Here is a 23916-nt window from a genome sequence, read left to right as displayed (position 1 = left end):
GGTATTTGTATAATATAAGTAACAGAGGGTAAAGAAAAGAAGAACGAGGACATAACTTTCAGGTGATATAAAATGAAGGATTTATTGCTCATCAATGCCAGCGTATTGACCGAAGAGGGTATGATTGAAAAAGGATACATTTATATAAAGGATGGGAAGATTGCTGAAACAGGGCTTGCCTCCCCCCTCCCCCAATACCAGGCCGAGGTCATTGAGCTTCCTGAGGACAGCACAATCGTTCCAGGCTTTATCGATGTGCATATCCACGGTGCTGGCGGAGCCGACGCAATGGATGCAACCACTGAAGCATTGTCGACAATGGCATCAATTCTGCCTGAGGAAGGAACAACGAGCTTCCTGGCAACCACCATCACCCAGGGGCAAAAAGCCATAATAAAAGGATTGGAAAATGCTGCTGATTATATCAGCCATCATAACAAGCCAGGTAAAGCAGAGATGCTCGGAATCCATTTGGAAGGACCTTTCATCAATGAATCCCGCAAAGGAGCCCAGCCTGAGGAACATATTATCGAACCGGATATCGAACTGTTCGCAAAGATGCAGGAAGCGTCGGGAAACAATATCAAACTTGTCACGCTGGCCCCAGAAAAAGAAAATGGCAATGAACTCATTGCTTATTTAGCCGGGAATGGTGTCATCGCTTCGGTAGGACATTCGGATGCTACCTACGGCCAAATGGCAGAAGCCGTTAAAGCCGGGGCAACCCATGTTACCCATCTATTCAATGGCATGCGCGGGATGCATCATCGAGATCCAGGTGTCGCTGGTGCCGCCCTGCTTTTTGACGAGTTGAAAATTGAAATGATTGCAGACGGCATCCATGTCGTCCCCGAAATGCTCGATTTATCGATTCGCGCCAAAGGAACTGATGGTGTCATTTTGATCACCGACTCAATGAGAGCGAAATGCCTTAAAAATGGCATCTATGACCTTGGCGGACAGGAAGTCAGTGTTGCAGACGGAAAAGCTCTTTTAGCTGATGGCACGCTTGCTGGAAGTATTTTAAAAATGAAAGACTCTTTGAAAAACATGATGGAATTCACAGGCATCAGCCTTGAAGAAGCAGTGAAGCTTGCCAGTGAAAATCCCGCCAGGCAGCTGAAGGTTTTTGACCGAAAGGGTAGCATTGCTTCAGGTAAGGACGCCGACCTTGTCATACTGGACCGTAACCATGAGGTCGCCATGGCGTTTTGCCGTGGAGTCTTCAGCTATACCCGTTAAACTAAGCTTTGAAAGAGGTGATGACATTTGAAACTGATTTCTACATCAAATTACGAGAAGCTTAGCCAGCTAGCTGCAGAGGAAATCATCTTACAAATCAAGAAAAACCCATCACTAAACCTTGGACTTGCTACCGGGAGTACGCCAACGGGCCTTTATAAAGAGCTCATCAGAGACCATAAGCAAAATAAGACTTCCTACAAAGAAATGAACACGTTCAATCTGGATGAGTACATTGGCATCCCGAAAAAAGATCGAAATAGCTATCACTACTTTATGTGTGAAAATTTATTTGAACACATTGATATTCCGCTTGACCAGACGCATATTCCAGATGGAACGGCGAAGAATCTGGACGAGGAATGCAGTCGCTATGAACAGTTCATTAACGAACATGGCGGCATCGACCTCCAGATTCTCGGGATTGGACAGAACGGCCATATTGGTTTTAACGAACCAGGAACACCCTTCGATAGCAGAACGCATATCATCGACCTGGCAGAAAGCACGCGCAAGGCAAACGCAAGATTTTTCGAATCATTAGAAGACGTTCCTAAGCAAGCAATTACCATGGGAATCGCCTCAATTATGGACTGTAAAGAAATCTTCCTGCTTGTTTCAGGTGCTTCAAAGGCAAAAGCACTTGCTCGTTTAATGAATGGCGAAATTAACGAGCAATTCCCTGCCTCTGTTCTCAAAACTCACCAAAATGTAACGATTTTCGCCGATAAAGAAGCGACAGCATTTCTTTAAAGCCTCCTTCTGAAAAATTGCAACAGTCAGGAGAATGACCTATGATTGATAAAAATTCACCAATACCTATTTACCACCAGCTTGAGGAGTATATCAAAGCCCAAATCGACAACGGCGACCTCCAGCCAGATGAAGCGATTCCCTCAGAACGCGTCTATGCAGACATGTTCCAAATCAGCAGGATGACCATCAGGCAGGCATTGACAAACCTTGTGAATGACGGATATTTATACCGGCAAAAAGGCAAAGGCACGTTCGTGAACAAAAAGAAGGTCGAACAGCGTCTGCAGGGATTGACAAGTTTCACAGAAGATATGAAAGAACGCGGCTTCACTCCCGGAAGCAGACTTGTTTCGTTTGAAATTATTCCATCCGGACGGGAAGTAGCCGATCGTCTCAAGATAAGTGAAAATACACCAGTATACGAAATCAAACGTGTCAGGCTTGCAGATAATGTACCAATGGCCCTTGAAACCACCTATCTGCCAGCAAATCTGGTCAAGGGATTGACAGAGGAAATCATCAACCAGTCACTTTACCATTATATCGAAGAGAAATTATCGCTTACGATCCACGAGGCCACACAGCAAATAGAAGCGTCTATTGCGAAGGAACAGGAACTGCGCCTCCTGGAAATCGAAAAAGGCTCCCCCGTCCTGCTGATTCTCAGGACTTCTTATTTAAAGGATGGCACTCCATTTGAATTCGTCAAATCAGCCTATCGAGCAGACCGATACAAATTCGTACACACCATGCAGCGTGGCTGATTATTTGAAGAGATCCTATTAGGGTCTCTTTTTTCTTTAATAGATCGAAATTGAGCCAGTCTTCACGAAATGTCGAAAGGCAAGTTAATCCTAGCTTATTTCCACGGAAATAATCGAACGCATTTGTCGAAATGTTTGTCTCATTGGATTAGAATGGGGTAATAGATTACCAAGAAGGAGTAGATACCATGCTTAAGAATTTCCAGGTTGATGATCACGTGAAGAACCAAATGACGGATGAAATTAAAAAATATTTCCTTGAAGAACGCGGTGAGGAGCTAGGGGATCTGGCTGCCTTGCTGGTTCTTGAATTTGTTGCCGATAAGCTCGCACCTCATTTTTATAACATCGGAATCCAGGATGCCCATGAATTTATGTCCCAGCGGGTGGAAGATATTTTCGAATTAAATAAGTAATTGCTGAAATTTTTGGAGGAAGACCCCGAAATCTTTGTAAAAGCGGTTGGAAGATTGGTTACAATAAACAATATTATGTTTAAAAACAGCCATTATCAAATGTCACTATGTCCTTTTTCCGCCTTTGGTCATATATATACTGATGAGGAAATCTTTTATCGGAAGGTGTGATAATCTTGAAGATCATGCTTGATGCTGGGCATGGCTACAACACCCCGGGTAAGCGAAGTCCTGATGGTATGAGAGAATATGAGTTTAACAGGGCTGTGGCGAATTATGCCAAACAGCTGCTGGCAAACTATAAGAATGTCACAGTGTATTTTTCTCATTCCGATCAGCGGGATGTATCATTGAAGGCTAGGACAGATAAGGCGAACAGCCTGAATGTAGATATATTTGTTTCGATTCATGCCAATGCATTTGGTGGTGGCGGCTGGAGCAATGTCGGCGGGATTGAAACTTTTGTCTATCCAACAAGGCCGCCTGTGGCTTATCAGTTAGCCCAAAAGATTCAGCGCAATCTTGTCATCTCAACGGGCCTAGAAAACCGTGGTGTAAAAACAGCCGATTTCCATGTCCTACGGGAAACGAAAATGGACGCCGTGCTAGTGGAATGTGGATTCATGACAAACCGGAATGAAATCAAATTACTGCGTTCTGAAACATACCGCCGAACGATTGCGGAAGGCATTGTAAAAGCATTAGCCGAACAGTTCAGGCTCCAGCGCAAGGCCAATACTGCACCAACACCGGCACCTGATGCGCCATCTTCCAAATCCCCTGCCTCAGCCAAGAAAGACGGGCTTTATAAAGTCCAGGCAGGAGCGTTCGAAGATGAAGAAAACGCCCAAGAGCTTGCTGAGCGCTTAAGGAAAGCTGGCTTTGATGTCTATATAGACAAAGAATAGATAAAGGCCGACACTTATGTGCCGGCCTTTTCTCTATTCTTTTGATTTACGCAATAACGTGTTCTGGATAATCAGGTTTGCGACTGACATAATGATCGCCGTAAGCAGCGCCATTCCAAAACTGGATATCTCGAATGAGCTTCCCATCAAACTATCTGTCAGCATCAAAGTGATCGCATTGATGACAAACAAGAATAATCCCAAGCTAAGCACCGTCACTGGAAGCGTCAGCAAAATCAAGACCGGCTTAACCAGAACATTCAATATCGATAGAATGAAACTGGCTCCAAGAGCGGCGCCAAAACCAGATAGATAAATTTCATTCTCGAAGTAACCGGCGAGAGCCATGAAGAGAACAGCGTTAATGACAATTCCTAACATCCATCTCATCTTTTAATACCCTTCCCTGTTCGGCAGCACAAACACAAGCACCAGGTATATCACAGCCATTGGAAAGAATGCGGTACTGAACGTCAAGATTACAAATAATATGCGTAACAGCGCAGCACTCATTCCAAAGGATTCAGCCATGCCTCCGAGCACCCCTGCCAGCATTCGATTTTTCCTTGAGCGGGTTAATTTCATTTCAAACACCCTTCCTGTTTTCCACAATACTATTGGATTAATTTCTTCACAGCGATTGAGCCGGTTTTTGTATCCGCATGGAGCCTGACAGCTTTTTGGCCTCCATCAGCCGGCTTGAAGCGGAGGTTTTTTTGAACCATGTCACTCTTCTCCTCAACAACCTGAATGCCGTCGAGTTCAATTGTAAAGCCGCCAAGGTTCGATTTCAGTTCACCGCTGGCTGGCGTTTTTTCTGGCAGGAAGACTTCAATGCTACCAGTAGTCGCCTTCACTTCCACACTTTCGCAATCATTATTATTCACTGTGCAAGTCACATTTCCATTGAAAGACTGAAGATCGACATTGTCAAAAAAGCCATCAACCTTGATTGCTCCATTGATTGTTTCAGCCTCAAGGTCTTTGATTGCGCTTCTACTGATATTGATTTGGCCATTCGCTGTTTCTGTTTCCAGCTTGCCGCACTCAAGATTTCCAAGCAAAACTTTCCCGTTCGCTGTTTTTGCTCGGTAATCCTTCACTGCTAAGTTTTCACTTTCGATGGAGCCATTAAACAAACGAATCCGGACATTTTCATATTCTTCTTTCGGAATATGGATGACCGCATCGACCTTCATCCACTTCTGCTGGACTGAAAACCGGAGTTTCTGGTTTTCAATTGTGAAAATGGCGTCCTCTAAAAACTTCCTGCGTGCCTCATCCTGGTTTTCGACACGGTACACCTTAGCGCTGCACTCAATCCGCACATCCTTTTGCTCCCACGGCACCACTTTTACGGAACCATTCGCCATATCAATATCCACCTGGTTTAAGTAAGCGTCGCCCTGCTGGAAAATATGTGTGATATCGACTGACTGGCCAAAATTAAGATCCAGATCAAAATCTCTTATTTTCTTGAATGCGGAATCCATAAAATCCAGCACCTTATCTTTTACAGAATTAAATTTATACGTATTGAAATCTTCTTTTTTGAACTCTTCCTTTTTCGATTCTTCAAACTTTACATCCGTTGACAGATCCGTTGATTTTTCCTGTTGCTGCATCTTTCCCTGCTCGAGCTGTTCGATCAGGAATAAAGCTTCATCAACCGTCATTTTCCCTTCCTCAACTAGCTTGAGTATCCGTTTCCGTTCTTCCTTCATAAGGTTCATCCCCCTCATTTTATATTAAGTACTTTTATCCCTTTAACCAGGTTCCAGATTAGTACAATGAAACTCAATATAACCATTAGTATTGCACTGCTAAACATGAGTACAGGGAAATCTCCCGTTCCTCCGCTCATATCGATGAAAACGGCAATTAAAATAAGCGGCAGCGGAATCAACGGGATAAGATGCGAAAGCAGAGCCTTTTTTGCATGAATCTTTACATCCTCATCCTCTGAAGCAAAATAGGCAACAAGCGGAAACAATATTCCGGCAAACATAATACTGAAATAGCACAAAGCAGACAGTATTCTTTTCGTATCCATCCTCTTCATCTCCTTAGAAATTAATACGCTCAGGAACCAGAGAAGTTTCATATCTTTATGAAATTAGTTCGACAAATTGTCATGTAACCCTTGTTAAAATCCAGTTCTGGCTGGTGAAAGTTTTGTGAATGAGGGATATGGGGGGGTTCCTAAGTTATAGCGGCCGAGCAGATTGCGGCATAGCTTCATTAATGACCTCTTTTTTCATTTTCTCGCTATTTCGGGCGCCAATCGGCTTCATTGGTGACCTCTTTTTCCGTTTTTTCGCTATTTCGGGCGCCAATTGGCTTCATTGGTGACTTCTTTTTCCATATTTCCGCTATTTCGGTTGCCATAGGCCTCCCCAAAAAGAAAAACCCTTCCAAAACCGGAAGGGCTGTTAAAAACTATTATGCATTGCTTGTGCTTTTTTCTTTTTCCTCGATTTGTTCTTTCATCCGCAGTCTGTCGCGTTCGAGGATTGGCTTCAAATACTTGCCGGTATAGGATTCAGGAACCTCGGCGATTTTTTCCGGTGTTCCCGTAGCTAAGATTGTACCGCCACGGTCTCCGCCTTCTGGGCCTAGATCGACAATATAATCGGCTGCCTTGATGACGTCGAGATTATGCTCAATCACCAGCACGGTATCGCCGTTTTCAACGAGACGCTGCAGGACTACCAGCAGGCGGGAAATGTCATCGACATGCAAGCCTGTTGTTGGTTCGTCCAAAATGTACAGCGAACGGCCGGTTGATCGTCGGTGCAGCTCGGACGCCAGCTTGACACGCTGCGCTTCCCCGCCGGACAGAGTCGTCGCAGGCTGGCCGAGTGTGATATAGCCAAGTCCGACATCGTAAATTGTCTGCAGCTTGCGGGCGATTTTCGGGATGTTCGCGAAAAATTCCACCGCAGCCTCGACTGTCATATCAAGGATATCGGAAATGTTCTTTCCTTTATACTTAACTTCCAAAGTTTCACGATTATATCGCTTGCCATGGCACACTTCACATGGAACGTATACGTCTGGCAGGAAGTGCATTTCGATTTTGATGATTCCATCGCCTCGGCATGCTTCACAGCGTCCGCCTTTTACGTTGAAGCTGAAGCGTCCTTTTTTATATCCGCGGACCTTCGCTTCATTCGTTGATGCAAACACGTCACGAATATCATCGAACACACCAGTATAGGTAGCAGGGTTGGATCTTGGCGTACGGCCAATCGGTGACTGGTCAATGTCGATGACCTTATCGAGATGATCGACGCCCTTGATTTCCTTGAACTCGCCTGGTTTGCTTTTTGCACGGTGCAGCTGCATCGCGAGCGATTTATGAAGGATTTCATTGATCAATGTACTTTTACCCGAACCTGATACACCAGTGACGGCCATGAAGGTTCCAAGCGGAAACTTCACATTTACATTTTTAAGATTGTTTTCCTTCGCGCCTTTAATTTCGATATAGCGGCCGTCTGGTTTGCGGCGCTCAATTGGAAGCGGGATGAACTTTTTACCGGACAGGTATTGGCCTGTCAATGAATTTGGATCATCCATCACCTCTGCAGGAGTACCCTGTGAAATGATTTCACCGCCATGGACACCTGCTCCAGGACCGATATCGATCAAGTGATCAGCGGCGAGCATCGTATCTTCATCATGCTCGACGACGATCAATGTATTGCCGATGTCACGCATGTTTTTTAGCGTATCAATCAGTCTGTCGTTGTCACGCTGATGTAAACCGATGGACGGCTCATCAAGGATGTAAAGGACTCCGGTGAGACGCGAGCCAATCTGGGTTGCCAGCCTGATTCGCTGGGCCTCACCGCCGGAAAGTGTCCCAGCAGAACGGCTCATCGTCAGGTAGTCCAATCCGACATTGATCAGGAAGCCGAGACGTTCCGTGATCTCACGGAAAATCATGTTGGCAATCTTCATTTCTTTTTCCGAAAGCTCGAGGCTCTGGAAAAATTGGTGCGCTTCCTCTACAGACAAGACAGTCACTTCACCGATATGTCGGCCATCCACAAGGACAGCAAGACTTTCTCGCTTGAGTCTGTAGCCTTTACATGTCGGGCAGGCATGCTCGCCCATATACTTTTCCATTTGCTCGCGGATATAATCAGAGCCTGTTTCCTTATAGCGGCGTTCGACATTTTTAAGGACACCCTCGAAAACAATATAGTTTTCACGTACCTGGCCCCAGTCATTTTCATATCGGAAATAAATACGGTCCTTGTCTGAGCCAAAAAGTATCTTGTCCATCTCATGGTCAGGCAGGTCTTTTACCGGGACATCCATATCGATTCCATAATGATTGCATACTGATTCGAGCAGCTGCGGGTAGTATTGGGAGCTCGTTGGTTCCCACGGAGCGATTGCATGCTGTCTTAATGATAGCTCCTTGTTCGGAACGACCAAATCCACGTCGACCTCCAGCTTTGCACCGAGTCCGTCACATTCCGGGCAGGCGCCAAACGGACTGTTGAAAGAGAACATCCTTGGCTCAAGCTCGCCGATCGAGAAGCCGCAAATCGGGCAGGCATGGTTCTCGCTGAACATCAGCTCTTCTTCCCCGATTACGTCGATGAGGACATTACCTTCGCCTAGTTTTAGCGCAGCTTCCAGTGAATCTGCCAAACGGGCAGCAATGCCTTCCTTGACGACAATCCGGTCGATGACCACTTCAATCGAATGCTTCTTGTTTTTCTCAAGTTCGATTTCATCACCAAGATCATGCATCTCTCCGTCAATACGGACACGGACATAGCCTTGCTTTTTCACATCTTCAAGGATCTTGACGTGGGTGCCCTTTCTGCCTGAAACAAGCGGTGCAAGAATCTGCAGCTTTGTCCTCTCAGGATATTCGAGCACCCGGTCGACCATTTGCTCGATTGTCTGGGATGAAATCTCTATATTATGCACCGGGCAGGTTGGACGCCCAACCCTGGCGAATAGCAAACGTAAATAATCATAAATCTCGGTCACCGTTCCAACCGTTGAACGGGGATTTCTACTTGTTGTTTTCTGGTCGATGGAGATGGCCGGGGACAGTCCCTCGATCGAATCGACATCTGGCTTGTCCATCTGGCCAAGGAACTGGCGAGCGTAAGCAGACAATGACTCTACATAACGGCGCTGTCCTTCTGCATAGATGGTATCGAAAGCCAGCGAGGACTTCCCGGAACCGGAAAGTCCTGTCAGCACAACAAGCTTGTCTCTCGGAATGGTGACATCAATATTTTTTAAATTATGGGCCCTGGCGCCTTTGACAATCAGTTTATCCATAGCCATGTTTTCGTCATCCTTCCGCTTTTAACTCAAGAATGAGGTCACGAAGTTCGGCTGCCCGTTCGAAATTGAGAGCCTTCGCCGCTTCCTTCATCTCTTTTTCCATATTTAAAATCACTTGTTCGCGATCTTTCTTCGTCAATTTCTTCAAGCCTTCTGCCGGGCTGTAGTCTTCCTGCTCCTCCGCAGCAATCGTTGCGCGGATCACGTCGCGGATATCCTTCTGGATCGTTTGTGGCGTTATGCCATGCTTTTCGTTATATTCTTCCTGGATCTCCCGGCGGCGCTTCGTTTCACTGATCGCCTTTTCCATTGAATCGGTCATCCTGTCTGCATACATGATGACATGTCCGCTTGCATTTCTCGCTGCACGTCCAATCGTCTGAATCAGCGACCTTTCCGAACGCAGGAAGCCTTCCTTATCTGCATCGAGAATTGTCACGAGTGATACCTCTGGAATATCGAGACCTTCCCTCAAAAGGTTGATCCCGATGAGGACATCATATTTACCAAGCCGCAGCTCACGGATGATTTCAATCCGCTCAAGCGTTTTGATCTCTGAGTGGAGGTATTGAACCTTGATTCCGATTTCCTTCAGGTAATCAGTCAGATCTTCGGACATCTTTTTCGTCAATGTCGTTACCAATACGCGCTCGTTTCGTTTTGTCCGTTCCTGAATTTCCCCGATTAAGTCGTCAATTTGGCCCTCAATCGGCCTTACATCGATCGTTGGATCCAGCAACCCTGTCGGACGAATAATCTGCTGTACCATTTCCGGAGTATGCTCCAGCTCATATGGCCCTGGAGTCGCCGAAACGAAAACGGCTTGTTTGACATGTTTTTCAAATTCCGCGAAAGTCAGCGGGCGATTGTCCATCGCTGACGGCAGGCGGAAACCGTGCTCAACGAGCACCTGTTTACGTGCCTGGTCACCATTAAACATTCCCCTTATTTGCGGCAATGTAACATGCGACTCATCAACGACAATCATAAAGTCGTCCGGGAAGTAATCAAGTAAAGTATATGGAGTCGCACCCGCAGGTCTTAAAGTCAAATGGCGCGAATAGTTCTCGATGCCGGAGCAGAATCCCATCTCACGCATCATCTCAAGGTCATACCTTGTCCTCTGCTCAAGCCTTTGTGCCTCAAGAAGCTTTTCCTCAGCGCGCATTACTTCCAGTCGCTCTTCCAGTTCTTTTTCGATATTCTCAATCGCAACCCTCATCTTTTCCTCACGGGTTACGAAGTGGGATGCCGGGAAGATCGCGACATGGTCACGTTCACCGATAATCTCGCCAGTCAGCGCATCAACCTCGCGGATCCGGTCAATCTCGTCACCGAAAAACTCGACCCTCATGCAGTGTTCATCACGTGATGCCGGAAAAATCTCGACCACATCGCCACGGACACGGAACGTCCCGCGCTTGAAGTCAATATCATTCCGTTCATATTGGATATCGACTAGCTTGTGGAGGAGCTTGTTTCGCTCAATTTCCATCCCGGTTCTCAACGATACAACCATGTCACGGTATTCATCCGGATTACCGAGACCGTAGATGCACGAAACACTGGCAATGATGATGACATCCTTGCGCTCAAATAAAGAGGATGTAGCTGAGTGACGCAGCTTGTCAATCTCATCATTGATGCTCGCGTCCTTCTCAATGAATGTATCCGTCTGCGGCACATAAGCCTCTGGCTGATAATAATCATAGTAGCTGACGAAATATTCAACCGCGTTGTTCGGGAAAAATTCCTTGAACTCACTGTACAACTGGCCGGCCAAAGTCTTATTGTGGGCGATGACAAGCGTCGGCTTGTTCACTTCTTTAATGACATTCGAAATCGTGAATGTCTTCCCTGTTCCTGTCGCGCCAAGGAGAGTCTGATGCTTCTTGTTATCACGGATTCCTTGTACCAGCTCTTTAATTGCCGCAGGCTGGTCTCCCTGCGGAGAATACTTCGAGACTAATTCAAATTGGTCCTTCACAGAAAAGCCTCCTGTAATTTTAAATTTCTAGGCTCTTTTCGTAAACTTAGTCGGATTCACAGCCTTAATGCATTCATTGATTCAGAAACTATTTCGAAAAGAGCTTTCCTAATATATAAGTCTTACATAGTTGTCAAAAAGTCATATCCTCATTCTACCACAAAGAAGGTAAAACAAACCAACAAAAAGCGAACAAACATTCGAATTGTTATCTTGCTTTTAAAAGGCGATGTTGTAGGTTGTCGAATCTTCGTTAAACAAACGTTTGATTAAAGTGGATCCAATCCTTTTACAAGAGCAAAAAGCGCAAGCACCTCGTTCAGCCCTGACAAGAGATGCCCGCCTAAAACGCCACATCGTGTGGCTGGCGGGTCTGCACGTTCTGTGCCTTAGAGGGCCGACCGGTGAAGGCGCTCTTTGACTTCATTGGGCGGACCGAAAACGAAATGTATAGCCGACTGCCCAGAAACGCAAAAACTGGAGACTCCGACAAAGAAGCGCTTTTTGCTTCTGCCGGCGGAGTTGAAGTTTCGGAGTTTCTAGGAGGCGACACTAGACAAGCGTCTCGAGGAGTTAGGAGCCGCAGCTAGACAAGCGACTCGAGGGGCTAGGCGCTGGAGCTGGATTAAGAAAACCATATATAGATATCCACAACGAAATTATTTTATAATTTCCTGGACAACAAGAAAAACCCGCCGAACAAAATCCGACAGGCTTACTTTTTAAAATTATGACTTCTTGCTGTTGCGCTTCATCATCCGGTTCGCAAAATAGAAACCGACAGTCAATGAAAAGGCATCGACGACAATCAGCAGGAAAGAGTCTGTGTATCCTTTATAAACAGAAGCCGCAATCAACGCGACCGTCAACACGAGCGCAAGGATGTGGTTATAGGCAACCCTGGTGAAAAACACGACCATGAAACCAGGCAGGAACAGTGCGGACAAATATTTCAGCACCAATTGATTAAACACCTCATTCAGAGAAAATTACGAAATTTTTCGATCATCTATTTAAAAATATATCTTTTTTAGAGGAAGGTTACAAGAATCTTTAATTATAAAAAAAAGCATGCAGAAAGATCACTCTGCATGCCAGGATTTAATTTGTTGCCATAGTGGCAGCACTAATTTCAACTAATACTTTCGTGCCCCAATCGCTTGCCTCTGCATACAGCTTGAAAAGTTCATCTATTTTCATCGCCGTAGGATTTTTCTCTAATACCTTTCCATGGTGGAAGGCTTGCTCAATTTCCATCAGAAAACGGAGCATATCAGCTGCTTCATTTTCATTCCCTGATAGCGCTTCCTTAATATCAAAGCTTAATGGAAGGTCTTCCAGTAAGTCAGCCATTGGAATGTGCATCAGTGTATCCATCAGTGAGAACATTCCTAAAAGGAAGTATTTTGATGCCCGTGTTTCTCCACCCATTTTGTAGCCAATGAGCTCCCCAAGCTTCCCTCTTACCAGAGAAAAATGGATGATTTCTCTTTCTTTTTCAGCTCCACTGCCGTTCTCTCTACCGCGAAGCATAAGTACATAGATCCATTTCTTTATTTCTGTAAGGCCCAGCAGGACGATTGCCTGTTTAATAGAAGATATTTCTTTTCTAGGTCTCAATGTCGGGTTATTGATCAGTTTTAACAACTTATAGGAAAGGGATAGGTCCCTCTCAATCACATCTTTAATTTTGTCGATATCAGGCTCCGGGTTTTCGATTTCATTCAGGATTTGGAAATAAGAATGATAGTATCCAGGAATATCATAACTGTTTAAAATGACTGGCTTGCTGAAATAAAAGCCCTGAAAATACGTAAAACCATCGGTAATTGCTTCAGCATATTCTTCAAGGGTCTCCACTTTTTCGGCGAGAAACTCGATATTGCTATTCCTAGACTTAATGAAACGGAGCAAGATTTTTCTCTCAGTGCGCGTAGTTGCCCTGAAATCTATCTTGATTACATGTACATGATCAAGCAGTTTGATTGTCCGTTCATTCCATTTTGAGATAAAAAAATCGTCAAGTGCGACTTTATATCCTGCTTCCTTAAGCTCCTTGCATATCTCTAAAATTTCATCCGTGATCTCAACCGTCTCCAATATTTCAACAACAACTGTACCAGGATCAAACTGGGAAGGCACCCTTAACTTTAATAGTTTTTCAGTAAAATTGATGAAACAAGGTTTTCCATGTGAAATTTCCTTGATGCCAATGTTCATGAAACTGTTCACCAGTACATCAGTAGTAGCCTGGTCCCCATCGGTATGCTGATAGCTGTTTGTATTGCCGCTACGATATAGCAGCTCATAAGCCACTGTTTCTTCATTTCTATTAAAAATCGGCTGCCTGGCAACGTAAATATCCATCTTGACTCCTCCAGAGAACTATGAACAACGGGTTAATATAAAAATATTATTTAAGGAAAAATATACTATTATTTAACAAGTATTACAAGAGGAGTTGGCTAAGCTTAAACGAGATGATCTTTGTAAACCATTTGAATTTATGAAGATGGACTTTCTTGTCCGATCATATCAGCGATTTCTGCCAGCATTTCCCCACAGCATCACCATTCTAGTACCAGCTTTTCTTCCTGCCTTGTAAAGGATTTGTAATTCATGACTTACCCTATGATTTTCCAGGATTTATATGAAACATGAAAATTGGTCATGCTCTTCCGCTCCTGTTTGAATAATACCTAACAATTCTACCAGTTCATCAATGGTAAAATCCGCTTCCGCCCTGTCCCAATAGTCGTCACGCTTCCAAATACCAATCATCCCAGTACTTCTGGAGGCCTTCACATCATTTTCAGGATGGTCGCCTACAAATATACTGCGTGATGCTGATACCGAAAGATCTTCCATCCCCTTATGAAAAATCCGGATATCAGGCTTTCTTAATCCCACTGCTTCCGAGATTAAAATCGAATCAAAGTACCCCTCGATTCCCAAAGCTTTTATATTAGCCATCTGGAAAAGGGTTTTGCCATTCGAAATGAGGCACAGTTTAATTCCCATTTGCCTGAGTTTTCCGAGCACAGCATGCAGATTCGGAAACCCTATGCTCGAATTCTTGAAATTGATTATGTAATCTTCCAGCAGCTCTTCCCATGTCAGGGACGCTATGTTCAATTCCTGTAAAAGCTGGCTGTATACTTTGTCCTTCCAGACGTAACCGCGGGCGTCCAATTCAATGAATCTATTTTTATACAGTTGCTTATCTATCAAACTTAATTGAGGACGAAAGCGTTCATACTGATCTTCGATAAATTTCAAGACAGAAGCACTGCGGTCCAGTAAAGTGCCATCAAGGTCAAAAAACACGGCTTCTATTTTACGCATAAAAACTCCCCCTATATGGTAAAAGAACAGGCCAGTTCAGCCTGTTCTCATTTTACCTTATTTTAGGAAGGCGTTATAGTAGCGTGTCATTGCAACTGCAAAGTCACCGCGTGTATTTTTTACAGATGGGTTGAAGCTTGCTGTTACCTTTGGTTTCAAGTCATATGGCCCCTGTGTCACAGCGAATTTCGCATTAAGGATATTCAGGTCGAGAGCTACCTGGACATAGCCTTTCAGTTGTTCTGGTACTTCAGAAGCATCTGAAATCGCAATTCTTTCGTCGTTATACTGGACAGTCAGCTGCCCGTCGAATTCCTCCGCTTCTTTTTGCAGACCTAATGATTGGACCAGTGAATATGCCAGCTCAGCGCGGGTCACGCCATCCTTTGGTGCGAATTTGCCGTGTGCTTTCGGCAAGATGACCCCTTTCTGGATATGCTGCTGATCGCGGAAGGAAGCTCCTTTTGCTGTTGCTGCTTCTACGAATGGAAGGTCTGCTCCTGCAACATCGGAAAAGCTCGGTGTCGCCGGCATCGTCTGCTTAATCTCAGCACCCATCACCAAATATTTTGCCAGCTCTGCTCTTGTTAAAAGTGCATCCGGCTTGAAGGCTCCGTTCGAGAAGCCATCGAATAATCGTTCACTCACGCCCATTTTAATCGCATCTGCTGCCGGGTGGCCGGCAATGTCGTTCAATCCCGAGAAACCGCTGACCTTCGTGAAGGCCATTTCACCTTTTACCGTTTCAGGCAGGGCGATGCCGAGTGGATTGGCATCAGCGCCACGAAGTCCGCGGATTTCTGCTTTCCATGCCCCGGATGCCGGAGAAGTAACTGATACGGTGCGATCATAGTAGAGAGGGAACAACAGGCTGACACCCGAGCTGTACTCTGTGCCGTCTGGAGCAATCAGCACAAGATTGACCGGATTGCCCGTTTGTTCGATTAGGCCTGCTCCATCTACTTTTGCCATAAGGCTGGCCATTCCTTCTTCGACTGTGAACTCATATTGATTATCAGATATAAATGTCAGCGGGTTGTAATCAACCGAAAATTCCTTTCTTTCTGTTGAAGATTCGACATTACTATAAAATGTCTGGTTTGAATTTAACGTCGAACCATAAGCCGTATCGTTGAAGACTTTATCAATGGCACTATAAGCATTCACATAGCCTGCGCCAACTTCCCAGGTTTCATAACCTGGCATATTCGTGGCTGTCTGCTCAAGAATCTGTTTTACCTCAGCAGGTGACAATAATGGATTCGCCTCAAGCATCAAAGCGACGATTCCTGCGACATGCGGAGTCGCCATCGATGTCCCGCTCATCGTTGTATAGTAGGGCAAATACGCTGTTTCGATTGTTTCAGCATCCTGGTCTGCTGAAAGGCTTGATACTGGGGCGAGGACCCTGGTAGAAACGATATCCACCCCAGGTGCAGTGATGGTCGGTTCATCCTTCCACGTCCATTCCTTGCCATCCATTGTAAAAGTGCCTCCTACACCTTTCGTGCCTCTTGAAGAGAAATCAGCCAGCGTTCCATCCTTTACTCCGGCGGCGACTGAAATGACCCATGGAGCTTTTGCGTATGGGTTATGCGTGTTTTCCCCGGGCCCTTCATTACCTGCCGCAAAAAGAACCGTAATACCGCGGTCGTGCGCTTTTTTGCTAGCAATATTGATTGGGTCGTTCGGATCGAAGTCTCCTGATGAACCCCACGAATTCGTGATGACGCGGATATTGTACTGTGACTGATGTGTAATCGCGTAGTCAAAACCGCCGATGCCATCAAGAACGAATAATGCAGCACCTGAACCGTAACCAATTAAATCCGCACCTGGTGCAGCACCTTCATATTTACCGCCAGACATCGCTCCAGTCCCGCCAACCGTGCCGGCTACGTGCGTCCCATGGCCTGAATTTGTATCCGTGTTCGGTACGTTTTCCTGGTATGTGATTGGCAGCAAGCCTGGTGCAAGTGCATTCAGGTTTGTTGAACCCATTACATTCTGGACAAGATTTTTACCTAATTCATGGTCTTTATGTGTTCCGTCAACACCACTGTCATTCACGACGACACCAATTCCTTTTCCTGAAACAGGTAACCCGCCGTTTGCTTTGCGGAAGCTGTCGTCCGTCCTCGCTTTATCAACGCCAGTTATTGCTGTGGCATCTGCGTTGAAGTAAGTAAGCTTTCTATTCATGTAAATCGACTGTACTTCCGGACTTGCCGCAAGCTTTTCGATTTGCTCTTTTGTTGCAATAACTCCGGTAATCGGCAGGGATTTCATACTTACCCCTGTTTCGATGCCGAGCGTTTTTAATAACGATAATTGCGAGCTTGTTGGAGCCCCGTCCCCTTTAAAAGTGACGATGACTTCTAGCGAGCTTGCAGTGTCAAGCGCCTTGCTGACAAGCGGATCAATGACCGCCAGGCTGCTCGCCTTCCCCTGGGGTGCAGCAAATACCGGAAATGTGAGCAACAAAGCAAACAGCAGATACATAAAACGTTTCATCGTATTCTCCTCTCATTCTATTAAAATTTTGAATATTCCTAACTTAATTATCATGAAAGCCCCTCTGGAAAACTATTCTTCAAAGGTTGTAAAATCATTTTCCGGAATGTCTATTCTGGCATCGTACTAAAGTTATAGATGTGTAGTGCTGTTGTTTTTTATCGTACGATCTCTTCAAGTTTCTAAATAAGGCAGGCGTGCTTTTTCCAAAATTAGGATGACGGCACGATTATCTTGTTTTTTTGCTCAATTATCGTCATTGTTCAGGCAATTACCGTGGTTAATTGAGAGATTCCGGTGAAGTTTAGGGCAATTATTGATGCTGATTAAGAGAATAATTTTTCCAGTTTGAAAATGGCTTATTTTCAGAGGTGATTTTCTCTTGAAAAGTGAAATTTTCTAGATTCGAAGTCCCCTATTCCATGCAGGAAAGCATTTTCCGGCCAATTTCACGCTTAATTCGTAAGTTTTTCATCTCAGCAGTGTGAATTTCTAGCGCGACGGAGTAAAAATCTCCCTTGCCCGGGCAAGGGAGATCACTAATCATCAGTATTTCTTCTTAAAAGCTGCATCTACTGCTTTATAAGCATTTACATAGCCTGCGCCGACTTCCCATACCGCGTAATCTGGCATTGATGTGGCTGTTTTTTCAAGGATTGATTTTACCTCAGAGGGTGACAGCAACGGATTAGCTTCAAGCATCAAGGCAATGGTGCCGGCGACATGCGGAGCGGCCATCGATGTCCCGCTCATCGTCGTGTAATAAGGCAGGTATGCCGGTTCAATGTATTCAGCATCAGCAGTCGCACCAAGTACCACGAGCGGGCTAATAACCCGAGTGGAAATGATGTCGACGCCAGGTGATGTCACTGTCGGCTGGTCTGCCCATTTCCATGTCTGGCCATCAACTGTGACAGTTCCGCCCCGTCCCTCTTCGCCGCGTGAAGAGAAATCAGCAAGATTGCCGGACTTATCTCCAGCTGCTACGGTGACTACCCAAGGAGCTTTTTTATAATTCCCGGAAATGGTTTTTGCGTCCGGACCTGAATTCCCTGCAGAGAAAACCGTCACAATTCCGCGGTCATACAGTTTTTTCGTTGCGATATTAATAGGGTTGTATGGATCAAAGTCAGTCCCGGCATCACCTGTATCTCCCCAAGAATTCGTGATCACGCGAATATTGTACTGCTGTTGATGAGTAAGGGCGTAATCGAACCCGCCAATCGTATCAAGCATTGCAACCGCCGCGCCTGATCCGTAACCAATCAAGTTCGCGCCTGGTGCGACACCTTCATACTTGCCGCCTGACATTTCGCCTGTCCCGCCAACGATTCCGGCTACATGTGTACCATGGCCAGAGCTGGTGTCTGTATTTGGTACATTTTCAGCATAAGAAACAGGCAATAGGGTGCTAAGTGCATTCAGATTTGTCGAGCCCAGCACATTTTGGACAAGATGGCTGCCAAACTCCAGGTCACGATGCGTTCCGTCAACACCGCTGTCATTGATGACGACGCCAATTCCCTTGCCAGTTACCGGCAAGCCGCCGTTCAATTTTCTCATTGTTTCATCTGTCCGAACCTGGTCAACGCCAGTAAGGTCAGTCGCTTCCTCATTTTCGTATTCAAGCTTCTTGTTTAAATAGATAGATACAACTTGATCACTTTGGGCGAGGCTATCAATCTGTGTTTTTGTCGCTAATACTCCTGCAATCGGCAGGCTTTCGAATGTCAGCCCCTTTGTGATGCCGATTTCTTCAAGAAGCTTTACTTGCCCCGGCAGGACACCCTCTTCACTTTTAAAAGTAACAATCGCTTCCACTGGACCTATCGCGGATAAAAGAGACTTTGTCAACTCGGAGTCAACCACAGCATTGACCGGCTCCACTGCCTTTGTCGTTGTTCCAGGAACAATCGAAGCAAAGACCGTCGCGGCCATGAGAATAAATGATAAAAATGCAGCTTTAAACTTCATTCAATTTTCAGCTCCTTAGCTATTTTTCTTAATATTCCCACAATATTTACATGAAAACCATTCTGCATTGTATTTAAAAAATAATAACCTCCGTACTAATCTTGGTTACTACTAAAGTAGTATCCAAAAATTAAAAGAGCCCCTTTCTCAGGGACTCTCAAAAATTAATCTATGCCCCGCTGGATGTCGGCGGGATTGGTACGAGCTGGTGCTGGACGGCGTGGATGACGACCTGGGAGCGGCTTTTGACGTTCAGCTTTTTGAAGATTTTGCTGACGTGGATTTTGACGGTTTTGTCGCTGATGAACAGGCGGTCTGCGATTTCTTTGTTGCTGAGCCCTTCGACCAGGCATAGCAAAACTTCCTTTTCCCGCTCAGTCAGGGTTGTGTCCTCCTGCTCGGTTTGTTTTTGCTGATGAAAGGCGAGCAGCTTTCTCGTCATTGAAGGATGGATGACCGATTCGCCGCGGGCGACGGTCCGGATTGCCTCGACGACCTGGTCGGAAGGCGCGTCCTTCAATAAGTAGCCGTCCGCTCCTTCACGGATCGCTGACATGAAATATTCCTCGTGGCTGTGCATTGTCAGCACAAGGATTTTGATACTGGGATATTTCTTTTTCAAAATGCCCGTGACTTCGACGCCATTTTTCACCGGCATGTTGATATCCATTAAGATCATATCCGGCTTGCATTTTTCCACCTGTAAAAGTGCATCGTCACCAGATACGGCTTCACCAACGACTTCGATATCTTCTTCAACTGATATTATATTCCGCAGCCCATCGCGCAGCACGGCATGGTCATCCACTAGCATGAGCCTGATCATTTGTGTTTTCCCCCTCGATTCCCATTCTAGGAACAGTGATGCTGACTTCCGTTCCCGAGCCTTCCTTGCTGTCGATTTGCAGGGAAGCGTTGATTTTTTCTGCTGCATCGTTCATTTGCAGGATGCCGAAATGCGGCTGGTTCCTCGCCTTCAGCATCGCCTGGAACAGCGAGAATCCTTTTCCTTCATCCTTGATTTTTAAAAGTATATGCTCCGTTTGATAGCTTAAGAGAACCTCTACCTTCATTGCCTGCGAATGCTTGATGGCATTGTGCAGGCTTTCCTGGAAAGTGTCGAACAGAACCTTTTCAACCATCGGGCTAAGCTCCTGCTCCTGCCCCCTGATCTCAAATTCGATATCCTGCCGGTATTCCTTTTGGACAGCTTCGATCTTTCTTAAAATCGCTTCTGCCAGTGTTGCTTTTTGAGTTGGATACGGGCGCAATGCATAGATGGATTCGCGCACCTCCTTCAGGCTTTCCCTGAGGCCAATGACACTTTCGTCCACAAGCTTCCTCGTTTCTTCAGGATTTTTAGTGAACTTCTTTCCCGCTGTTTCCAGCTTCATGACCGCCCCGGCAAGTGTCTGGGCCACACCGTCGTGGATGTCGCGGGCAATCCGGTTCCGTTCCTCAAGGACAATCCGCTTTTCTTTTTCGGTAAAAAGAATCCGAGTCTTGATGATGACGGCAAGCTGGTTGGCGAGCGTCGCAATGGATTGAACATCGTGATCCTCGAAGCTTTTCGTCCGGCTCCTGGCGATGATGAACATTCCGATTGTTTCATTCTCGATGACAAGCGGCGAGTATACGAATGCTTTTACATCTTCTTCAAAGCAAGAGGACGCGACACCGCCATCCTTTTTACGGTCATTATAGATTACCGGGCTGCGCATCCCATCGAATTCAGCAAAAGCCTCTGGCAGTAGTTCACACTTCGAAACCGTCCTGCCATCCTTGAAGCTCAGTTCCCATTCACCATCCTTTTTGATCCATAATATGCTTGCTTCTGCCCCAATCAACTCGTTGAAGCTCCCTCGTAAAGCTGAAAGCCAGTCCTGTGAAGGAAGCATCTGGTTCAACTCGGAAGTGATCGAAAAAAGAAGCTTCAAACGATTCTTCTCTCTTTTCAGCCTGGTAATCGTCGCGCTCAGCAGGGAAATCCCGACAAGCGGCGAGAAAAAGAAGAAGTAGGCAAAGACATCGATTTCACCGCGATTTTGGCTGCCAACGACATACAGGGTAATTCCGTAAATCAAGGAAATCGCCGCACTATTAAGTTCTGTAAGAGTCTTTTGCTTCCACATTTTAAAAGAATAATGCTGCGGCCTGATAAAAAGAACGAGGTCGACAATCACGTTGTTGACCAGAACATAGACTGCTAGCAAAAAAATATAAGCTAACACCCCTTGTATAATAGGTGTGAGTGCCAGCTTTTCCAATAGAGCTTCCGTTAGAGGCAGCATCATTGCGGCAACGTAAAAACTAATCACTAGCTGGGCGGGGTTGAACAATACTATCCGGAGCGGCCTTCTGTGGATGAGGTTCACAATCAGGACTGCTCCTGCATAGGCAATCGCAGTATACGGGAATCCATACAGCAAAAATAACACGTAGACAACCGGGAACGTGATGGCCGTATGGCCTCTCCAAACCGGCATTGGATAGTACTCGCTAATAAGCAGGAATATAAATAAAAGGGCCAAAACAATCGGTTCGCCGGGCGGTTCCAATTTTACAAAGGAAAAAAGGATGAGCAGCCAGCCAATCAGGGAGACCGTATTCATAAACAACTTTGCAGCTTTCTCCCTTTTTTGCGAAAGTGCCTTTTCCAAACAATGCACCCCCTTTAAGTTTAGAATTTTCAGTTAATTAATTTTATCGCGCAGGTCCTCAAAACACAAATAAAACCCACTCACTGGCCGAATGGGGGTGCCACTAGCCAATGAATGGGCCAAACTCATGAAGAGTTTAGTTGAAAACTATTATGGCAAAATTTGCGCGCTCAGACTATTCATCAAATGGGGTATTCTTATAGTACAAAAGTGTTATAGCGAGGTGCTCCCCTACATATCCCTATTGTTCCTGACCATTTCCCTATGTTTGAAAAGGTCGCTCAAAGCCTTATTGATCATTGCCACGCTTATGGCGGTCAGCGCGAAAAACATGATCGGTACATAGACAATCCATTCATATGTCAGCATGAAGCGTTTGTTGAGGCCAATCAACCCAGACCATTCATGTGTGACCGATGAAGGCGGACCCTCACCCATGATGGTTCCTCCAAACAGGACGTGCAGGACCCCAAGATGGACAAGCAGCGCCAGCACCTGCAAAAACTGCTGGCCGAACATTAAGATCCATTCTTCATACAGCTGCGGAAGGATGTGCTTAAAGTAGATATGCCGTTTGCTCCCGCCGAGCGTGATTGCCGATTGTATGAATTCTTCCTTCCACACCCTGCGTTTTTGCTCAATCAACTGGACATTCAGAGATGGCATCGCGATTAAGATCAAGATGATGAATTCATAGCTCACCCTGACCCACAAAGGATGATGGAAGCCGTGGATTGTATATAGTACTACCGTGCTGAGAAGAAAATAAGCAATCAGCGTTTGCGGAAAAAAAGATAATGGTTCAGCGAATGTCTTTAAAGCTTTGAAGACCGATTCTGGAACACGGAATAAAAAGTAACTTAGAACAACTGAGAAAAACATTCTTAAAAAAGCAACGACCAAAACGATGCCAATCGAGTACTTTGCTCCCTCGACAACCGTATGAAGCATATCATAGCCATACATATCTGACCCTAAAGGAAAGACATCGAAAGGAGGATATGGCGGAGCTTTATTGATCGTTCCATCGTCATTATAGAAAAACGGTTCCTGTCTGATTTCCCCATCATTCAACACAGTATTCAGGATGCTTAATGTCATTAAAATAATCAGGAATGAAGACCCGAATAGGAATTTTTTCGTTCTTAACAAGCTCATATTGAATACCTTCTTAGCTCTATTAATCTATAAATGACGAAAAACACTGTAAAAAACAATATACAAGTGAAGACGAAAAGCTCTACTGAAAGATTTTTGATATTGAACATCATTACTCCATCCAGGTTAAAGATGTATTCGACCATTACAAGGGTAGAAAGCATCATCCAAATAACCGTCTTAAGATGACCCTCAAGGTCTTGCTTGATATTCCGTATCACGTGGATATTCAGCAAATAAAAATTCGATAATCCCTTTGCCTTTGCGTAGATAATGTACTGCTTATCCAATTCCTCAAAAATTTTGAGGACAATGATTTGTGTTAAAAAAAGAAATATCGGCAGACTCAAGCTGATGAGAGGCAGCAGAAACGCCTGATTGCCATCTCCCAATGAAACAGTCTGGACTAGTTTCACTCCAGTAACCCGAAAGATCCAGATAAAGAAGACCTGCAGCAGGAACATCCATAACACGTCAGGTACAGATCTAATAATTTCTAAAAACTTAAAATATAGTCTTTTTTCTTTTCAAAAAAGAGGATGATCAAATAAGAAAGCATGAAAGCAAAAGCCAATGCCGTAAAAAATGCAATTCCCAATATCTTCATTGAATAGAAAAAACGGTCGATTACCGCCGGCAGCATTTCATGCTGGCCATCGTAAGTCAAATTACTTAAAGTGAAAATTTTAACAGCCAAATCCCTTACACTGTGAAAATAGCTCTCCGTGTCGAACGTCAAATCCCTTAAAAGGACTGGCAGGCTGCCAATAATAATAAAAATAAACACTCCTATTAAGTACTGTGTTAACACTTGAGCTAATCGCAGTGTCCCTTTTTTCACCATTTCCGAAACTCCCCAGCTAGAATTTT

The 23916-nt window shown here is 45.1% G+C and carries 22 protein-coding genes; 6 read left to right on the top strand and 16 right to left on the bottom strand.

All coding sequences use genetic code 11. The annotated features are described in order from the left end of the window. Positions 1–72 precede the first annotated feature (72 nt). The 5 genes from nagA (at position 73) to DYI25_RS15555 (ending at position 4086) form a co-directional block, all read left to right on the top strand. Positions 73–1242 (top strand): N-acetylglucosamine-6-phosphate deacetylase, encoded by a 1170-nt coding sequence (nagA, locus tag DYI25_RS15575; RefSeq protein WP_213370523.1) that lies wholly within the window; start codon positions 73–75, stop codon positions 1240–1242. 27 nt (positions 1243–1269) lie between these two features. Next, positions 1270–1995 carry a glucosamine-6-phosphate deaminase gene (nagB, locus tag DYI25_RS15570; protein ID WP_213370521.1) on the top strand — a complete coding sequence of 242 codons (726 nt, stop codon included), beginning with the start codon at positions 1270–1272 and terminating at the stop codon, positions 1993–1995. A 41-nt stretch (positions 1996–2036) separates the two neighbouring features. After that, complete coding sequence (locus DYI25_RS15565; protein ID WP_213370519.1) at positions 2037–2762, top strand: GntR family transcriptional regulator; 726 nt, start codon at positions 2037–2039, stop codon at positions 2760–2762. A gap of 188 nt (positions 2763–2950) precedes the next feature. Further along, positions 2951–3178 (top strand): DUF2164 domain-containing protein, encoded by a 228-nt coding sequence (locus DYI25_RS15560; protein WP_213370517.1) that lies wholly within the window; start codon positions 2951–2953, stop codon positions 3176–3178. Between the two features lie 185 nt (positions 3179–3363). Next, a complete protein-coding gene (locus DYI25_RS15555) occupies positions 3364–4086 on the top strand; it encodes an N-acetylmuramoyl-L-alanine amidase (RefSeq protein WP_342032536.1) in 723 nt (240 codons plus the stop codon). A gap of 33 nt (positions 4087–4119) precedes the next feature. Here DYI25_RS15555 and DYI25_RS15550 read toward each other — a convergent pair whose 3' ends face one another. The 6 genes from DYI25_RS15550 to uvrB all read right to left on the bottom strand — a co-directional run bounded on the left by DYI25_RS15550 (position 4120) and on the right by uvrB (position 11395). Beyond that, on the bottom strand, positions 4120–4476 hold the full coding sequence (locus DYI25_RS15550; RefSeq protein ID WP_213370513.1) for a phage holin family protein: 357 nt from the start codon (positions 4474–4476) through the stop codon (positions 4120–4122). A gap of 3 nt (positions 4477–4479) precedes the next feature. Then, entirely contained in the window at positions 4480–4671 is a 192-nt protein-coding gene (locus tag DYI25_RS15545; protein ID WP_213370511.1) for a PspC domain-containing protein, read from the bottom strand. A 29-nt stretch (positions 4672–4700) separates the two neighbouring features. Further along, a complete protein-coding gene (locus tag DYI25_RS15540) occupies positions 4701–5810 on the bottom strand; it encodes a DUF4097 family beta strand repeat-containing protein (RefSeq protein ID WP_213370509.1) in 1110 nt (369 codons plus the stop codon). 14 nt (positions 5811–5824) lie between these two features. Beyond that, on the bottom strand, positions 5825–6139 hold the full coding sequence (locus DYI25_RS15535) for a DUF4870 domain-containing protein (protein WP_213370506.1): 315 nt from the start codon (positions 6137–6139) through the stop codon (positions 5825–5827). Between the two features lie 389 nt (positions 6140–6528). Continuing rightward, positions 6529–9408, bottom strand: a complete 2880-nt coding sequence (gene uvrA / locus DYI25_RS15530) for an excinuclease ABC subunit UvrA (RefSeq protein WP_213370504.1) — start codon at positions 9406–9408, stop codon at positions 6529–6531. Positions 9409–9415: 7 nt separating this feature from the next. Further along, positions 9416–11395, bottom strand: coding sequence for an excinuclease ABC subunit UvrB (gene uvrB / locus DYI25_RS15525; protein WP_213370502.1), 1980 nt, complete (start codon positions 11393–11395; stop codon positions 9416–9418). A 404-nt stretch (positions 11396–11799) separates the two neighbouring features. Here uvrB and DYI25_RS15520 point away from each other — a divergent pair, with 404 nt between their 5' ends. Then, a complete protein-coding gene (locus tag DYI25_RS15520; RefSeq protein WP_213370500.1) occupies positions 11800–11985 on the top strand; it encodes a hypothetical protein in 186 nt (61 codons plus the stop codon). A gap of 138 nt (positions 11986–12123) precedes the next feature. Here DYI25_RS15520 and DYI25_RS15515 read toward each other — a convergent pair whose 3' ends face one another. From DYI25_RS15515 to DYI25_RS15470, 10 genes are all read right to left on the bottom strand, one after another. Continuing rightward, positions 12124–12357: a CsbA family protein gene (locus DYI25_RS15515; RefSeq protein ID WP_213370498.1), complete on the bottom strand. Its 234-nt coding sequence runs from the start codon at positions 12355–12357 to the stop codon at positions 12124–12126. A gap of 139 nt (positions 12358–12496) precedes the next feature. Next, positions 12497–13762, bottom strand: coding sequence for an EAL and HDOD domain-containing protein (locus DYI25_RS15510; protein WP_213370495.1), 1266 nt, complete (start codon positions 13760–13762; stop codon positions 12497–12499). A 279-nt stretch (positions 13763–14041) separates the two neighbouring features. Next, positions 14042–14740, bottom strand: a complete 699-nt coding sequence (locus tag DYI25_RS15505; RefSeq protein WP_213370493.1) for an HAD family hydrolase — start codon at positions 14738–14740, stop codon at positions 14042–14044. Positions 14741–14797: 57 nt separating this feature from the next. Continuing rightward, positions 14798–17254, bottom strand: coding sequence for a S8 family serine peptidase (locus tag DYI25_RS15500; protein WP_213370491.1), 2457 nt, complete (start codon positions 17252–17254; stop codon positions 14798–14800). 546 nt (positions 17255–17800) lie between these two features. Continuing rightward, positions 17801–19228, bottom strand: a complete 1428-nt coding sequence (locus DYI25_RS15495) for a S8 family serine peptidase (protein ID WP_249745474.1) — start codon at positions 19226–19228, stop codon at positions 17801–17803. Positions 19229–19397: 169 nt separating this feature from the next. Then, positions 19398–20054, bottom strand: a complete 657-nt coding sequence (locus DYI25_RS15490) for a response regulator (RefSeq protein WP_213370488.1) — start codon at positions 20052–20054, stop codon at positions 19398–19400. After that, the gene (locus DYI25_RS15485) at positions 20029–21897 is read right to left on the bottom strand and encodes a GAF domain-containing sensor histidine kinase (protein WP_342032529.1); all 1869 of its coding nucleotides are present in this window, start codon (positions 21895–21897) and stop codon (positions 20029–20031) included. The genes DYI25_RS15490 and DYI25_RS15485 overlap by 26 nt, the downstream gene beginning before the upstream one ends. A 222-nt stretch (positions 21898–22119) precedes the next feature. Further along, positions 22120–23046 carry a peptide ABC transporter permease gene (locus DYI25_RS15480; RefSeq protein ID WP_213370486.1) on the bottom strand — a complete coding sequence of 309 codons (927 nt, stop codon included), beginning with the start codon at positions 23044–23046 and terminating at the stop codon, positions 22120–22122. Next, positions 23043–23510, bottom strand: a complete 468-nt coding sequence (locus DYI25_RS15475; RefSeq protein WP_249745472.1) for an ABC transporter permease subunit — start codon at positions 23508–23510, stop codon at positions 23043–23045. Before DYI25_RS15475 ends, DYI25_RS15480 begins: the two co-directional genes overlap by 4 nt. Positions 23511–23542: 32 nt before the next feature. Then, positions 23543–23890: a hypothetical protein gene (locus tag DYI25_RS15470; protein ID WP_213370482.1), complete on the bottom strand. Its 348-nt coding sequence runs from the start codon at positions 23888–23890 to the stop codon at positions 23543–23545. Positions 23891–23916 lie beyond the last annotated feature (26 nt).

The organism is Mesobacillus boroniphilus (assembly GCF_018424685.1).
GTDB classification, from domain to species: domain Bacteria; phylum Bacillota; class Bacilli; order Bacillales; family Cytobacillaceae; genus Mesobacillus; species Mesobacillus boroniphilus_A.
Note: the sequence above shows the minus strand (reverse complement) of the source record. Positions and strands in the feature narration are given on the sequence as shown.

Bases quoted from the DNA above. Each gene is read 5' to 3' on its own strand.
- nagA (WP_213370523.1), top strand. From the start codon at position 73: ATGAAGGATTTATTGCTCATCAATGCCAGCGTATTGACCGAAGAGGGT.
- DYI25_RS15565 (WP_213370519.1), top strand. From the start codon at position 2,037: ATGATTGATAAAAATTCACCAATACCTATTTACCACCAGCTTGAGGAG.
- DYI25_RS15560 (WP_213370517.1), top strand. From the start codon at position 2,951: ATGCTTAAGAATTTCCAGGTTGATGATCACGTGAAGAACCAAATGACG.
- DYI25_RS15555 (WP_342032536.1), top strand. From the start codon at position 3,364: ATGCTTGATGCTGGGCATGGCTACAACACCCCGGGTAAGCGAAGTCCT.
- DYI25_RS15550 (WP_213370513.1), bottom strand. From the start codon at position 4,476: ATGAGATGGATGTTAGGAATTGTCATTAACGCTGTTCTCTTCATGGCT.
- DYI25_RS15545 (WP_213370511.1), bottom strand. From the start codon at position 4,671: ATGAAATTAACCCGCTCAAGGAAAAATCGAATGCTGGCAGGGGTGCTC.
- DYI25_RS15540 (WP_213370509.1), bottom strand. From the start codon at position 5,810: ATGAAGGAAGAACGGAAACGGATACTCAAGCTAGTTGAGGAAGGGAAA.
- DYI25_RS15535 (WP_213370506.1), bottom strand. From the start codon at position 6,139: ATGGATACGAAAAGAATACTGTCTGCTTTGTGCTATTTCAGTATTATG.
- uvrA (WP_213370504.1), bottom strand. From the start codon at position 9,408: ATGGCTATGGATAAACTGATTGTCAAAGGCGCCAGGGCCCATAATTTA.
- DYI25_RS15510 (WP_213370495.1), bottom strand. From the start codon at position 13,762: ATGGATATTTACGTTGCCAGGCAGCCGATTTTTAATAGAAATGAAGAA.
- DYI25_RS15505 (WP_213370493.1), bottom strand. From the start codon at position 14,740: ATGCGTAAAATAGAAGCCGTGTTTTTTGACCTTGATGGCACTTTACTG.
- DYI25_RS15500 (WP_213370491.1), bottom strand. From the start codon at position 17,254: ATGAAACGTTTTATGTATCTGCTGTTTGCTTTGTTGCTCACATTTCCG.
- DYI25_RS15495 (WP_249745474.1), bottom strand. From the start codon at position 19,228: ATGAAGTTTAAAGCTGCATTTTTATCATTTATTCTCATGGCCGCGACG.
- DYI25_RS15490 (WP_213370488.1), bottom strand. From the start codon at position 20,054: ATGATCAGGCTCATGCTAGTGGATGACCATGCCGTGCTGCGCGATGGG.
- DYI25_RS15480 (WP_213370486.1), bottom strand. From the start codon at position 23,046: ATGAGCTTGTTAAGAACGAAAAAATTCCTATTCGGGTCTTCATTCCTG.
- DYI25_RS15475 (WP_249745472.1), bottom strand. From the start codon at position 23,510: ATGTTCCTGCTGCAGGTCTTCTTTATCTGGATCTTTCGGGTTACTGGA.
- DYI25_RS15470 (WP_213370482.1), bottom strand. From the start codon at position 23,890: ATGGTGAAAAAAGGGACACTGCGATTAGCTCAAGTGTTAACACAGTAC.